Origin of the sequence: Segatella sinensis (genome assembly GCF_040095255.1) — a bacterium.
Classification (GTDB): Bacteria; Bacteroidota; Bacteroidia; order Bacteroidales; family Bacteroidaceae; genus Prevotella; species Prevotella sinensis.
The window spans coordinates 101,412-116,012 of sequence record NZ_JBBNGE010000004.1; the positions used below are offsets into that span (position 1 = coordinate 101,412).

Annotated in this window: 16 protein-coding genes; 13 read left to right on the plus strand and 3 right to left on the minus strand. The window is 40.3% G+C overall.

Features of this window, described 5'->3' with window-relative positions; translation table 11 throughout:
• Window position 1: 1 nt before the first annotated feature.
• The 13 genes from AAAT87_RS02210 (at window position 2) to AAAT87_RS02270 (ending at window position 12,033) form a co-directional block, all read left to right on the plus strand.
• A complete protein-coding gene (locus AAAT87_RS02210) occupies window positions 2-994 on the plus strand; it encodes a hypothetical protein (RefSeq protein WP_349225493.1) in 993 nt (330 codons plus the stop codon).
• Between the two features lie 338 nt (window positions 995-1,332).
• Window positions 1,333-2,415, plus strand: a complete 1,083-nt coding sequence (locus AAAT87_RS02215; protein ID WP_349225494.1) for a hypothetical protein — start codon at window positions 1,333-1,335, stop codon at window positions 2,413-2,415.
• Window positions 2,412-3,539: an HNH endonuclease gene (locus AAAT87_RS02220; protein ID WP_349225495.1), complete on the plus strand. Its 1,128-nt coding sequence runs from the start codon at window positions 2,412-2,414 to the stop codon at window positions 3,537-3,539. The genes AAAT87_RS02215 and AAAT87_RS02220 overlap by 4 nt, the downstream gene beginning before the upstream one ends.
• A 554-nt stretch (window positions 3,540-4,093) precedes the next feature.
• Entirely contained in the window at window positions 4,094-5,554 is a 1,461-nt protein-coding gene (locus tag AAAT87_RS02225; protein ID WP_349225496.1) for an ATP-binding protein, read from the plus strand.
• 122 nt (window positions 5,555-5,676) lie between these two features.
• Window positions 5,677-6,213 carry a hypothetical protein gene (locus AAAT87_RS02230; protein WP_349225497.1) on the plus strand — a complete coding sequence of 179 codons (537 nt, stop codon included), beginning with the start codon at window positions 5,677-5,679 and terminating at the stop codon, window positions 6,211-6,213.
• Window positions 6,214-6,243: 30 nt separating this feature from the next.
• Entirely contained in the window at window positions 6,244-6,573 is a 330-nt protein-coding gene (locus AAAT87_RS02235; RefSeq protein WP_349225498.1) for a hypothetical protein, read from the plus strand.
• Window positions 6,574-6,597: 24 nt separating this feature from the next.
• Window positions 6,598-7,077, plus strand: coding sequence for a DUF4112 domain-containing protein (locus AAAT87_RS02240; protein WP_259306279.1), 480 nt, complete (start codon window positions 6,598-6,600; stop codon window positions 7,075-7,077).
• A 3-nt stretch (window positions 7,078-7,080) separates the two neighbouring features.
• Complete coding sequence (locus AAAT87_RS02245; protein ID WP_349225499.1) at window positions 7,081-7,737, plus strand: hypothetical protein; 657 nt, start codon at window positions 7,081-7,083, stop codon at window positions 7,735-7,737.
• A 72-nt stretch (window positions 7,738-7,809) separates the two neighbouring features.
• Window positions 7,810-8,577: a hypothetical protein gene (locus AAAT87_RS02250; RefSeq protein WP_296971562.1), complete on the plus strand. Its 768-nt coding sequence runs from the start codon at window positions 7,810-7,812 to the stop codon at window positions 8,575-8,577.
• The gene (locus AAAT87_RS02255) at window positions 8,540-9,352 is read left to right on the plus strand and encodes a hypothetical protein (protein ID WP_349225500.1); all 813 of its coding nucleotides are present in this window, start codon (window positions 8,540-8,542) and stop codon (window positions 9,350-9,352) included. The genes AAAT87_RS02250 and AAAT87_RS02255 overlap by 38 nt, the downstream gene beginning before the upstream one ends.
• On the plus strand, window positions 9,324-10,217 hold the full coding sequence (locus AAAT87_RS02260; protein ID WP_295025576.1) for a hypothetical protein: 894 nt from the start codon (window positions 9,324-9,326) through the stop codon (window positions 10,215-10,217). Before AAAT87_RS02255 ends, AAAT87_RS02260 begins: the two co-directional genes overlap by 29 nt.
• A 60-nt stretch (window positions 10,218-10,277) precedes the next feature.
• Window positions 10,278-10,751, plus strand: coding sequence for a DIP1984 family protein (locus tag AAAT87_RS02265; protein WP_293629314.1), 474 nt, complete (start codon window positions 10,278-10,280; stop codon window positions 10,749-10,751).
• Between the two features lie 298 nt (window positions 10,752-11,049).
• Window positions 11,050-12,033 (plus strand): helix-turn-helix transcriptional regulator, encoded by a 984-nt coding sequence (locus AAAT87_RS02270; protein WP_349225501.1) that lies wholly within the window; start codon window positions 11,050-11,052, stop codon window positions 12,031-12,033.
• 55 nt (window positions 12,034-12,088) lie between these two features.
• On the opposite strand, the gene AAAT87_RS02275 is transcribed toward AAAT87_RS02270, so the two are convergent.
• The 3 genes from AAAT87_RS02275 to AAAT87_RS02285 all read right to left on the minus strand — a co-directional run bounded on the left by AAAT87_RS02275 (window position 12,089) and on the right by AAAT87_RS02285 (window position 14,352).
• Window positions 12,089-13,294, minus strand: coding sequence for an ATP-binding protein (locus AAAT87_RS02275; protein ID WP_349225502.1), 1,206 nt, complete (start codon window positions 13,292-13,294; stop codon window positions 12,089-12,091).
• A gap of 146 nt (window positions 13,295-13,440) precedes the next feature.
• Window positions 13,441-13,953 (minus strand): gamma carbonic anhydrase family protein, encoded by a 513-nt coding sequence (locus AAAT87_RS02280; protein ID WP_349225503.1) that lies wholly within the window; start codon window positions 13,951-13,953, stop codon window positions 13,441-13,443.
• A gap of 171 nt (window positions 13,954-14,124) precedes the next feature.
• The gene (locus tag AAAT87_RS02285) at window positions 14,125-14,352 is read right to left on the minus strand and encodes an HNH endonuclease (protein ID WP_294761934.1); all 228 of its coding nucleotides are present in this window, start codon (window positions 14,350-14,352) and stop codon (window positions 14,125-14,127) included.
• Window positions 14,353-14,601: the final 249 nt, after the last annotated feature.

Consider the following 14,601-nt stretch of genomic DNA (forward strand, 5'->3'; position numbering starts at 1 on the left):
TATGGGAAAGTCTGTTTCTGATTATATGAAGATAGCATGGAATGTATTTGGCAAAAAGGTAGTAAACCGTATGGTTTCTGAAAAAGCTGCCTCTTTTGTCGGAGACATCTGCTCTAAATATCAGGTTGAGGTTAAGTATAAGGAAGATCTGATGTTTCGTATACGTAATATTGTTGCGTATTTGGTAAATTGTAGACTTGAGGGGGCACCTATAAACAATAAATATGTATCAGATCAAATTAAGGGTCCGATAGCTCACTCTTTAGCTAATGCAGCTGCATCGTCAAATGATTATGATAATATGATGGCTGATTTTGTTAATTGGCTTGATGACGAACAATTGGATGATATCGAAAAATGTTTGATAGAAATTGGGCATAAAGAAGGTGCAGACTATATACAGTTGTTTAGGGAGATGTTTGCCGAAGTAAGAAGTAAGAAATGTTCTGAAATTGCTGATAATAGTTCTGAAGAACATTATGACTCTTATGAAATTATGCCTGAGAGACAATACGATAAAGGTGTAAGTGATTACAGAAGAGAGTCGGAAAAGGATGATGAGTTCATTAATGGTCTAACATCTTCTATTAATAATAAGATGCTTTCTGTGTCTAATGGAAAGCCTGGTCCTGCACAGATGGTGGAGATGACCAAGTTCTTTATAGATAAATCTGCTGAAGTTGCAAAGTTTTGTGAGGAGCAGAGAACCAAGCGAGCTGATATAAGAGCAAGGGCACAAGTGGCAATACATCAGATAGATGCTGTGAGAGAATTCTTGCAAAACTATCTCGATAAGACGTTTGACGAACGACGCATGTTGTTTGCTAAGGAATTTGAAATTGTGGATAAATGTCTTGCCACAGGTAATGTTCAAGCTTTGGCTGTATCGTTGAATGCAATAACAGATTTGGCAAAATCAAGTCCATTCAAAGCTTTAGCTGATATCAAGAGTGTGAAAAATGCCATAGAGAACCATAGTACGTTTGATATTTAATCTGAAAATATAAAAAAATAAATATGGAGAATGAAAATAGCAAAATCTTAGATGAGCTTAGACGACGGGGCAAGATATTTGAAGATCCTTGTCCTAACTCTGAGAGTATTATTGGTAAGTTGATAGATATTTTCTCGAAGAGGAAATAATGATTCGTCCGATGCGTAGCACGAAACAATGACTGGATGGATATAGATTTGTTTGTTTACTGCGCATCGGATGTGTGTTAGTTGTTCCGTTTAGAGAAGATGAGAAGTGTATTTGATTAAAAGAAAGTATGCAGTAAAATGAATACTTTTTAATTTTAAAAAAGGAATAGTCCAAACATATATTTATTTATGGTTAATGTAATAGAAATACAATTTAAAACTTTATTTATTTGTTTTATTGTACTAGGAGGTTTTTCTTCTTGTAACTTTAGTTCCTCTTCTACGGAAGATATAGAATTAACTCAAGAGGAAGCTATTGGCAAACTTGCAGACTTATCTCCTACAGAAGGAGCACATTTTTTTGTAGATAATCGTTCGCAATATCCTTTTTTGGATACATTGTATACAGACAATATAGTCCCTATTATAGGACAATGTAGTTTTGACACAATAAAAGCAGTAAAAGAAACTATTGAAAATACTCCTGCTAATGTTGCGTTATTACCTTTGTATGATAATGCAAGAAAGGTTTATCTTGAAAACATAAAGCAAGAAATAAAGGAAAATGCCAATTCCCAGAAGAAAGCCTTTGTTGATTATATGATTCCTGCTATGCAGGTTGAAATAGACTCCTTGCTCGATGTGGATATGAGTGAGGTGATGAGCAAGTATGCGGGTGGCTTTATGAATTGGAGAAAACTTAAATATTGGTTTGGTACGGGGACTGATGATTTTGAAAAAATATGGAATGATAATATAGATAATGATAAGTACACAGAATGTGTAGCAAAGTATATTAATACATATTTAGATTCTTTGGCTGAGCAAAGGAACAATTATTATATTGACATTGTAGGTAAGGGGGAATTTGAGAGCGAGTCGCGAATAAGTCAGGCAACAATGGATTTGTTGTTGGCTAAAAAGTGTGTACGCGAAGTAAAGAAGTTTACTGAAAAGGAAAAGGAGGAGATGACCACTTCCTTCTTAAAGGATTGGGTAGCTCCTACAATTTTAGGAGTGTTTACAGGTGGTGCCGGTACTGCTGTGTCGTGGGCATACGATGCAGGCAATTTTCTTTATGATGTAAAGGTTACATTAGATGATATTAAATCCCAAAAACTTGATTCTGAAGAAGTTATAAAGTATGCTTGCATGGAAAATATAGGATTCCAAATACGTCAGGCATATTTGAAATATTATACAGAACGAGTGTTTAGAAATATCGATGAGAATAGCGATAAGTTGTATAATATAATATCTGAAAATCTATGAAAAAGTTTATTCTAAAAATAATTCTTATATATATTTTAATGGTCTTGCCATATTCTTCTTTTGCACAAAAACAATTGGTAAAGACGGTCTATAAAGGAACTAAAGGACTGTTTAGAACCGAGGCAAAAGTCCTTACAAAGGAAGGAATAGAGGCAGCAAACAAATCAATGCTGAAAGATGCCTTTAAGTCAGGTGCAGAGGAAATAGGTAAGAATTATGTTCAGAAAGCATCGGCAAAGCAGCTTGTAAGAAGTGCTGTACGCAAGAATCTATTGAAAGAAATAGAAGAAAAAGAACTAGGCTCACTTCTTCGTTATGGCATGATTGGAGCAAAAAAGGAAATTGCTCATACGGAGAAGTCGGCGGTGAAGGTTTTGTTAAAGAAAAGTTCTTATGACGAGAGCTACAATCAGGGTGTTCAAAAGTTGGTCAAAGAAGTTTCTGCTAAGGAGAAGAAAATGGCCACAAAACTTGTAGCTGAAGAATATTCGACTCTTTTAAAAAAGTATGGTTCTCATTTGTCTAAAAAAAAATATACAAAATTACTTTCCGAGATGTCCAATAATAAAGCTTTGGTGCAGTTAATAAAAGAAAACCCGAAGCTAAATATAATGAGATGGGAGAAATCGCAAAGAAAAACAGTTGATTTGTCTAAAATTGTACGCACTAACAAGGGAAACTTACCGCCTAACTATAAATATGCGGGTTCTACATTTTATGCAAATCCAGCTCTTAATCCTGAATTGGAAAAAAAATTGATTGATAATGGTGGTAAAATAAATTTAAATGGAACGATAGTTACAAGAGAAGAACTCATAAAGTTGGATAAAAAGTATCCTGGTGGAGTAACTTATGGAGATAATGGTTTGCCTGATTTTACCAAGGCTGCTAAAACTTATCCTGATGGAACTCCTGTAATAGAAGAAATTAAAGGTGGATTGACAAAAAGTAGCAAAAAAGATAGAGATTTAGCTACAAAACAGTTGGGGGACAAAGGTATCACTTGGGACCTTGGATCGTATACGTGGCATCATATAGAAGGTACTAATAAGTTGATATTGGTAGATTGGTATTATCATGCTTTGTGTAAACATGCCGGTGGTAGAGCAATCTCTAAAATTTAATTTTGTTGCCTAGTATACAGCTCCAGTGAAATGCCCTAAGTGTGGTGGATGGCATACCTATCCACCAGGCTTTTTAGGCTTGAATAAATATTTTTATCTTTGTAACTGGTTGATAAACAATAATTTGTATCATTTCAATACCTATTTTTAGGTGACGCAATAACGAAGTTTGGTGAAGTTTACATATTGTAGAAAGGTAAGTGCACTAATTTTGTCAATGATTCTGGCAAACACAACCATTCAATACTTTTTTCTTGATGTTCTATCACCATTTGACACACCTGTATAGTTATTTCGCAGCCGAAATCAAATGTATAACTATATTAAGGTAATGTAACAATGGAAAAGAACATCAAGAAAAGAGTATGTAGGTTGGCTGCGGTATTGAGTGCCGTGCTGGTAGTATTTTTTAATTTTCTGTCATATTTTGGTCTTTGCAGTTAAAAATGTTCCGGAAAATTTGGTGGTTATCTTGATAATTACTACATTTGCAGAAGGATACTCCACCTCATCATATCGTGAGTTGGGTATTTCCTTAGTTAAATAAAAAAAGAATGGAATATCAAGAAATAGAGGCACTTATAGCCTTAAAAGAAAGTAAAAATTTGGAGTTTAAAGAATCGACAGGTCAATTAGACCGTTCGATGGAAACTTTATGTGCCTTTCTTAATGGCGATGGTGGTATTGTACTTTATGGAGTAAAGGACAATGGAAATGTTGTAGGTCAAGAAGTTTCTGATAGTACAAAACGTGCTATTGCTGAGGCTATTAATCGTATCGAACCTTTTGTGTCTTTGGAAATAAACTATGTCCGGATTCCAAATTCCGATAAGTTTGTTATAATTGTCAATGCGGAAAAACAACGTTTTATGCGTCCTTTCGCTTACAAAGGTAGGGCTTATCTTCGTATAGAAAGTACTACTACGGTAATGCCGCAAGAGCAATATAACCATTTGTTGATGCAACGTGGTGGAAAATATGGTTGGGAAGCAATGGTCAATCCCGATTTGAAAATATCGGACCTTGATGAGAATGCCATTCTTGGTGCAGTACGTGAGGGTATAAGAAATGGTCGTCTTCCAGAAGTGACTATTCGGGAAGAAATACCTACGATTCTCAGGAAGTTTGGTTTGCTTCGTGATGGGAATTTGAATAATGCGGCAGCTGTGTTGTTTGGCGTGGATTTCTATGACTATCCGCAATGTCTTTTGCGAATGGCACGTTTTAAGGGAACTACCAAAGAAGAGTTTATTGATAACCAAAGAGCGCAAGGTAATATTTATATCTTGCTTGATGCAGCAATGGCTTTTTTCTTTAAGCATCTTTCTTTGTCTGGGAAGATAAATGGACTTTATCGAGAAGAAGAATTGAGTATTCCTTACAAGGCTTTGCGTGAATGTTGTATCAATTCACTTTGCCATCGTTCGTACCATCATCCTGGTAGTTCTGTCAGCATAGCTATTTATGATGATAGGGTAGAGGTTACCAATACAGGAACATTTCCGGCAGATTTACCCGTTGAGCGATTGATGCAAGAGCATGATTCCAAACCTCAAAATCCAATCATTGCCAATGTGCTTTATAAGAGCAAGATTCTTGAAAGTTGGGGACGTGGTATTGGTACGATGGTAGATGAATGTAAACGTGTTGGATTACCTGCGCCAGAATTCAAAACAGATGGTAATTTCGTGACTGTAGTCTTTAAATATAACTGTGATGGTGTTAACCTACAGTTGGTAAATAGCAATCCAACAAGTAACCAACAAGTACCCAACAAGTACCCAACAAGTACCCAACAAGTATTGGAACTTGTCGGAATATTGAAGGATGGAGAGTATTCTGTTAGAGAAATCATGTCTTTTTTAATGTTGAAGGATAGGGTGAATTTCTTGTATAAATACTTAACACCAGCATTGGAAGAAGGATTGGTTTCCATGAAATATCCTGATAATCCAAAGCACCCAAAGCAGAAGTATATGCTAACAGAAAAAGGACGAAAGATATTGGAAAAATAGAATGAATAGCAGTAATCTATGTGTTTTATACTTTTTTCTTGATGTTCTGTCACCATTTGACATATCTATATAGTTATTTCGCAGCCGAAATCAAATGTATAACTATATAAGGTAATGTAACAATGGAAAAGAACATCAAGAAAAGAGTGTGTTGGTTGGCTGCGGTATTGAGTGCCGGGCTGGTAGTATTATTTGGCTATTGGTTCTTCTTGAACCCTCATGGCTATTGGCAAAAGGAGAAGGAGGCTGAGAAGAATGAATATATGGATAAGAGGATGCTTTGGCGGAAGTCGGAGAAAATGACCATGCAACAGATGCTGTCGGACATGACGCTAATGGCTAAGGGGGATTCGGTCCTGGTTTGTTGGCTAACTGGTCTCTCGCTTCCCGTTTATCGTGACTTCATTCATGGTACTGCGCAACCTACAAGGAATGCTTGGGCTGAGACGAGATATTGGTATATGTCTTCTCTCGCTAAAGGCAGAGAATGGATTGAGGAACGTGCCAAGACGAGGATTCACAAGAGCCTGATTTTTGTGGAAACGAGTAGATTTCAGGTGCAGAAGGATTCCTTGAAGGATTATCGTAAAGAGAAACTTACTCCAACTGAGATTAGAAACAACAAGATGTATCTAAAAGATAATTGTCTGTATAGATGAAATCATAGCATAAATAAAGTATAACGAAAAATGAATAAAATTATAGGGTTTCTTGTAATGGTTTTCATGTTCCTACCCTGGCGACCAATCGTTGCAATAGTGGCAGCAGTATTGTTTGTCAACATCAATGGTACGGAATTGTATGGATGGCAAGCTGGTTTGGCGCATGGATTGTTCTTCCTGCCTAATCTGGTGAGGCATCTCTTTGACGGCGATGTCCTTTTCAAGGCTACCAATTGTACTACAGGTTATCATGTTGCCTGGTGGATAGCTACAGTTGGCTCATGTATCGGTTGGCTCGTTGATGCAACCTTCTCTTTTATGAAGGCATCGGTATTTGTGGGTAGTGATAAAGAATAAATAAATATAAATACGATGAATAGTATGGTTAATAAAAAAGCTGCTAAGCGTGAGAAGATGATGAACATGCCATCTTATCGTCTGATGGTAGGTACGGCGAAGTATATGGACAAGTGGTTCTTGGATCCTATCCTTGGCTTCATCCTTCCTGTCGGTATCGGTGATGCTTTGACGAGCGTGTTTGCATTCCCATTCATCTATTACAGTCTTTGCGTGGTTAAGTCGATTCCGCTGACTTTGGCTGTCATCTATAATATCTTGATGGATGTGCTGATTGGTGCCATACCTTTCTATATAGGTGATGTGCTGGATGTATTCAAACGTTCGTATGTAGAGAACCTGAGATTGGTTACCGGGTATATCGAGGATGATAAGGAGATTATCAATAAGGTGAATAAGAAGGCCTTCTGGACGGCTGTGTTCATCGTCGTGCTTTGCTGGTTGATTTATGTGGTGATTTCATGGGCCATTCGCTTGGGAAATTGGATTGTTTCATTATTTTAAAATATGAATAGCAACATTTTCTTTCAGCCTTTCGTTGGCAAGGATTATGCCAATGGGGGGATATTCGGCAAGCGAATCATGATATTGGGCGAGAGTCATTATTGTGATGAGAGTTGTACGGATTGTGGCGACTGCCAGCTACATCGGGAGTGTATGAACTTTACGCAGCAGGTGCTTGATGATTATCTCAATGAGAACAAGGAACGGCAAAACTGGATGCGGACTTTCTTGAAGTTTGAGCGTTCGTTAGTGGGTGAGGAGACCAATCAAGCAATGAGGCTGAAGATCTGGAACTCGGTCATCTTCTTCAACTATCTGCAAGTGGCGATGGGTGGTCCTCGCGAGGCTGGCGCAGCCGAACAATATCACCAGGCTGGGAAGGCTTTCTTTGAGGTCATCGAAAAGTATCAGCCTCAGTACATCATTGTATGGGGTAAGAGGCTTTGGAACAATTTACCTGGCGGTCACTGGCGCCAAGAGCAAATTTCTGATGTTCACTGGGTGGATTGCAATGACATGGAAGTGGAAGGCACTTGGGTGCCTAATGGCTTCTACATGATGCCTGGTGGCAAGCATGTTAAGGCTCTTGTGGTGAATCATCCTTCCGTAGGCTATTCCTGGGACTATTGGTACAAGGTGATACAAAGATTTTTGAGATAATTTTCTCGCTTGCGTCACGATTTGACACACCTGACCTGTACCTTTGCAGCTGTAAACATAAAACAAGGAATTATGGCACAGATTACAATCAATATCCAGACTTTGGACTGGACAATGGGGGAAACCGTAGGCTTGCACTTGATGTTGAAGAAAGACAGCAAGGCAGGGATTGCATGGGGCGATGGAAGGGTACAGGTCGTGACAGGCAAACAGGAACAGAATTCTGAGAAGTTGACTTGGGTTAAGGCTGGTCATTCCTATCCTGAGAAGGGCGTGAACTATACCATTACCATCTGCTCGGAAGAGGAAGATGCCATTATCGGATTTGATGGCTGTGGCATGTTCGAGGTGAAAACCTTTGATGTGATTCTCACGGAATGTCCTAGCTTGCGTATCCTGGGATATTCGGGATATGGTGGGCAATGGCTCGACGTAAGCAAAAATCCTTTGCTGGAGTTCATCGACTTCAGCGCGATAAGAAACGAGAAGTTGGATTTCTCTGCCAATCCTCTCTTGGAGGAGTTGCATATTGATGGATCCGAAGATTTGGTGTCTTTGGATTTGAGTAAGAACGACAAGTTGCGTCGCTTGGACATCTTCATGTGTCACAATCTTCAGCATCTCGCCTTGAGCAATCAGTCACAGCTGAATGAGGTGGATTTCGCTCTCACTCATCTCCGTCCCAAGGACTTGGAGTATTTGGAGAAGACGTTGAAGCGAAACTCTCCTTACAAGGTACGGGGCGGAAGCTTTGGCGATGATAAGATAATAGAAGTTAGTAATGGTGAAATCGTAGGTGAAGATGAAGGAAAATTGGATTCAACTTATCGATACAATTGAGAAAGATCCGTTTGAAACGGAGGCTTTCTTCGCTTTGATGGAGTATGTGGGCGAAGCGTCGGATGAGGACAAACGCAGAGTTGTACAAGAAGTAGAGCGTCGCATCAAGATGATTGCCCGTTATGATGCGGACAAGAGTTTCCGCTTCCGTAAGTTCAGTGAACAGGAGCGGGAGGTGCTTGATTCCCTTTGGAGTACTCGGGTAAAGATTCTCAATGTGATGATGTTAAATCCTACAGAGGAAGAAATCGAGCGTTTGGGACATCAGAATGACAAACTCCGTGAGTTGTCGAAGGATGCTTTTGCGCAAGGGCGCAACCTATGGCAGTCTTTACTGCATTCTCCTCATCTGAAAGCTGACGACGACCGCTATGATGTAGAAGAACACGTAGGTTTCTGTTATAATGATGAGGATTCCGTCCTCAAGATGGATAATGATGACTATTATGGCTCAGACTTCGAGTATATGCTCCATTTTCATTGCAATTTTAGGGATAGTGGGCGGTATTATGTGGGTGAACCTTTGGTGGCTGATGATGGGACCAACTGGAATTTGGATTATCTCGACAATCAGGCTTTCGACAGATTTTGTATCTGCCATCTCTTGCACTCGTTACATAGTCATGAATATTATTCGTTGCCAGACATTCTCCGCATGGATGACTTCTATGTACATGTCTGGCTGCAGTATGAGCGAGAGGTGTATCAATGGAAAAAAGGAAACGTAATCTTTAAAGAGGAAGTAAATGGAAAAGGAATGGAAAAAACTGATTGATGAAGTTGAGAACAACCGTAGCTATAGTTCGGAGCCTAACTTCAAATTTGTAGACTTTATAAGAGAAAAGTCTACGATAGAGGATAAGCGTGCCATCATACAAGATGTGGAACGTCGTATCAAGAAGGTGGTGAATTGTGAGGATAATAATCCAGGTTGGTTCTTCCGTAACTTCAGTGATACGGAGCGGGATTTGCTGGACGATTTGCTCGGGCTTCGTGAGGTGACGCTCGATGAGATGATGCTTCATCCTACTGCTGCCGAGGTGGAACGATTGAGCAAGTTGAACGACAAACTCTACAAGCTCACCTTGGAGTGTTTTGAGCAGTGCCGTAACCTTTGGCTTACGCTCTACCGTTCGCCATACAAGGTGGACGACCGTTTCTGCTACGACTTGGACAGTACGCTTCGATTCGAGTATGCTGACAAAGACTCGGTCTTGCATCTGGAGAATGATGACTATTACGGTTCCGACTTCGACTATATGATTCATCTGACAGATGAGTTGCTCAGTACAGGACATTGCAAGATGGATACCATCGTGAATGGTGCGTCTGCCAACTTTTTCGGCAACGAAGAGGATACGTTGAGAGAGTTGACTGATACGCTCGACGATGGCACGTCGTGGGCGGAAGGCTATCTGCACAACAAGGCGTACGACCATTTGTGTATCTGTTATGCGATGCATGCCTTGCATACTCATGAGCCTTGGTGCCTGCCAGACATTCTTCGTATGGATGATTTCACTATTAATGTGAAATTGAATTATGAGCGCAGCGTGTCAGAGCAGCGAGATATTCATTATCCTGATGTAAACGAGAATGACCCTCATTGGCCTGAGGGTGTGCCTTGTTTGGAAAGGTGAAAAATAATTTGTGATGCAATAAAAATAAAATTAGAACGTCATATATAAAAATAGAAGATTATGAAGTTAGCAGAAGCATTGAGCATCAGAGCCGATTTGCAGAAGAAAGTGGCTCAACTGAAAGAACGTATCAAGGAGAGCGCCAAGGTACAGGAGGGCGATGAACCTTGCGATAACGTGGAGGAACTGTACAAGGAACTGGATGAAGCACTCGTCCAGTTGGAAGACTTGATTTATCGCATCAACATCACCAACGTTCAGATAGTTCAGGACGGAGACTCCTTGACTCGATTGATAGCCAAGAGAGACGTCTTGTCGATGCGTGTCAAGGCATTGAAAGAGGTGGTGAACTACGTAGCTGCCAACGATACTCGCTTTGGCAGAAACGAACTGAAATATGTTAGAACCATAGATATAAAGGTTCTTCGCAAGGAGGCTGATACCTATGCCAAGCAGTATCGGGAGCTCGACCTGAAAATTCAGAGTTTGAACTGGACTGTAGATTTGGTGGATTTGCAAGACTTGCCCCGATAATGGAGCGAGGATTGAAATTTTCATTGAGTAGATTAAAATTTTCGGAGAAAAGATAGAGGCAGCAAGAAACTGACATCAGGCAATAGGTCTGTGTTAGCATTATTAAAAATTCATGTGTTTCATGCAAAGAGACGAGTTTGTTCACAGTTCATTTCAAGCATCGGGCACAAGTGTATCGCGCATTGGTATATGACAAAAGTCAGAAACGCCAGCATTTAGCATTACCATTTTGTTGGCTATCTTTTCTCCTTTTCTTTTTATGCATTTCTCGTAAATATTCATTAGATTTTTAGAGATTATGGACAATCGTGTAAAATTCTATAGTTGGCTGATAGGCCTCTTGGATCGTAAGCATCTTACCTTTGAGGAGATTGCTAATGAGTGGCGTGATGCCAACGCTAATCAGGATGAGGATGAGCTGGACAAACGTACCTTTCATCGTTATCGTGAAAATATCCAGTCGCAGTTTGGTATTACTGTGGAATGCGACAAGAGCGACGGCTATCGGTATTATCTGAAGCGTGATCCGATCGCTAATGATGATGTGACGGAATGGATGCTGAGTTCCCTGCGGCTGGCTTCGTTAGGTGATATGCTGAAGTTTCACAATAAGGTGATGCTCGATACACCGCCATACAACACGGAATATCTGGATGATATTCTTGCAGCGATAGATAAGCAATATCTGCTGAAGTTTAAATACGTTTCGGGATTTGGAGCAGAGAGTGATATTATTCTGCAACCGGCTTTCGTGAGATACTTCAAACAACGGTGGTACGTTGTTGGAGTGAAGAAACAACGTTCGGCGTCCGAAGGGAAAGCCAATTCAAGTGCTGAACAGGATGAGAGGAAGCTCGTTCGCTGTCTTCCTTTTGACCGCATCAGTTTCCTTAAGCTTATTTGCGAGAAGCATCCGTTGCCGGCAAAGATGAAGAAGTTCCTGACTCCAGAGAATTATTATGAAGATTGCTTCGGCATCTATCGGATGGAAGATGTGCCCGTGGAGCAAATCCGCATCCGTGCCTTCTATCCGGAATACAATTACATCGAGGAGGTTCCGCTGCACGAGAGTCAGCAGAAAGTGAAGGAGTCGAAAGATGGAATGTATCGGGAATATACCCTCACCGTTCGCCCCAGCCGTGATTTCCTTCAGGAACTGTTGTGGCATGGCAGAAATATCATTGTACTGAAGCCTGAGAGCTTGAGGCAGGAGATGATTGATATCTTAAAGGATATGACGAAGAGTTATGAGACGGGCGAATGCCTGAATGGGGAGGAATAAAAGAATCCTCAGATCGGGAACACACTGTGTGCCCAATCTGAGAAATTCCTGTTATTTATATTCCTTCTGTCAGGAATTTGCGAAGATGCAGGTGCGTGATTCCGTCATTATCATTTTTGGTGAGCAGAGGAGTCATGGAGATAACGTACTTCGGATAGTTGTCTTTGATGGAACGGAGATTGCCAAACTCACGCTCTCTGGTTGCATCGTCGGCTATGATGTAGGAAGCTTGCACGTAGATGCGTTCGCCGCCTGGCTTAGTACAAACAAAGTCGATTTCTCCAGCTTGCAGTTGTCCTACATAAACTTGATAGCCCAAGCGTATGAGGTTCTGATATATGATATTCTCTATCACTTTCTCGATGTCTCCTTCACGTGTTCCCCCGGCAATGGCATTTCTAATGCCGTTGTCTTCAAAATAAAACTTATCGTTGGTTTCAAAGATACGTTTGCCGTGGATGTCATAGCGGTTCACCTTGTGTAGGATATAGGCTTCACAAAGGAAGGATATGTAATTGATGATAGCTGTGGACGTTATAGATTCGCCTTGTGATTTCATATATTTGGCGATACTGTTGGCGGAAATCAACTTACCGGTGTTGTCTGCGAGGAAACGTACTAAATTCTCTAAGAATGGCACGTTTCTTATCTGGTTGCGCATAATGACATCCTTAAGTAAGACGGTATGGTAAATATCCATTTGATATTCACGTGCATCATCCTCTTCAAGCCCTATCTTTGCCAGACCAGGCAGGCCACCATACTGAATGTACAGAGCAAGTGCTTCGTCATTATCTGATAGTTGATGAAATTCCAGAAACTCGTTATAGATCAGCGATTGGATATAGATTTCCTTATATCTGCCACCGATGAGTGTGCTCAGTTCATTGCTCAGCATGCGAGCATTGCTACCTGTGATGATAATGTCGGTGTTGGGTTCTGTGCGATAACTTCGAATGGAGCGTTCAAATTCCCTGATGTCTTGTATCTCATCGATAAGGATATAGTTATGTTTATCGGATAAAAAGTGCTGTCCGATATAGTCGTTGAGATCCTGGTAGGTCTGAATGTAGTCAAACTCTCTTTTCTCCTTGTCTATATAGATGATATTATTGTCGTCATCTGCCATTTTACGGTCACGAATCATCTTCATCATGCAGCTTTTTCCTACACGACGTTGACCTACTAATACGATGATGGTCTCCTTTCCAAGATACTTTTCTATCTTGTCGATATATGATTGACGAATAATAGTTGCCATATTTTTATCACTTATAAATGAAATTTTCTGCAAATATACGATTTTTATCTTTTATAAAAGATGAAAATCCTAAATATTTTGCTTTTATCTTCTATAAAAGATAAAAAATGGCGTTTTATTCTCATTTTATGATAATCATAAAGTGATTATTTATCTTCCTTAAGATACCAGCCTTTGATGTATCCGGAATAATGCTTGGCAAACTCCTCGGCTTGGCCGGGAGCACAGGCCTTTACTTTCCTGGCTGGAATACCCGCCCAAATCTCATGTGCTGGAACTTTAGTGCCATGGGTAACCACAGCACCTGCAGCAATGATAGCTCCTTCGCCAATATCAGCCTTATCTAGCACGGTAGCATTCATGCCGATGAGTGCGCCTTTTCTGACTGTGGCTCCGTGGACGATGGCACCATGTCCCACAGATACATCATCCTCCAGGATGCAAGGCATCGTACCGGTTTGATGGATGCAGGCGCAATCCTGCACATTTACCCTGTTTCCACATCTGATGGCATCCACGTCAGAGCGCAATACCGCACAATACCAGATGCTGCAGTCATCACCAAGGATACAGTCACCTGTCAGTACGGCATTCTCAGCGATAAAACAATTCTTTCCCCAACGGGGAGTCTTTCCTTCTACTGTCTTTATAATAGCCATATTAAATATGTATATGTTTTACAATTCGGGTGCAAAGGTAACAAAAAATACTGGAATCATATGCTGGTTTTGCATAAAAATAGGCATGTGTCTGCATCGCACGGACGTATACCTATTTTGTAGAATAACTGCTATTCAGCGAAAGAGATGTGGAAACAGTACGTTTGCCATTTATTTGCTACCCTTACTACGATTGCAAGTACGGCAAAGCATTTGGCAATTGCTGATGTAGGTTCTTCCACCTTCTCGCCAAGGCTTGATGTGGTCGCCCTCCATTAATTCAAAGTCAAACTCTTTGCCACAGATGGCGCATTTATGGTTCTGTTTTTCCCATATTGCCTTCTTAACCTTATCCTTGAAAGTACGAAGGTCTAGATAACGCTCATCGCCAGTTAACACATAAGGAATAATTCCTTTCGGCGCGAATCGGCCTGACCTCCTCAGACTGCGGAAATGTACTCCTTGCTCACACCAGTGGTGTGATACAAACCAGAATAAGTAATATGATACTTACTCATTACTTCAACCAAGATTTTGCCAAATTGACCCATGTCAACGTGATAATTTGATTGTAACTACTCAGCACCCCTATGGGCATGAGTAATCGTCTTACTGTTGTACTACAGCAAGAATTGCATTGAATTTAGA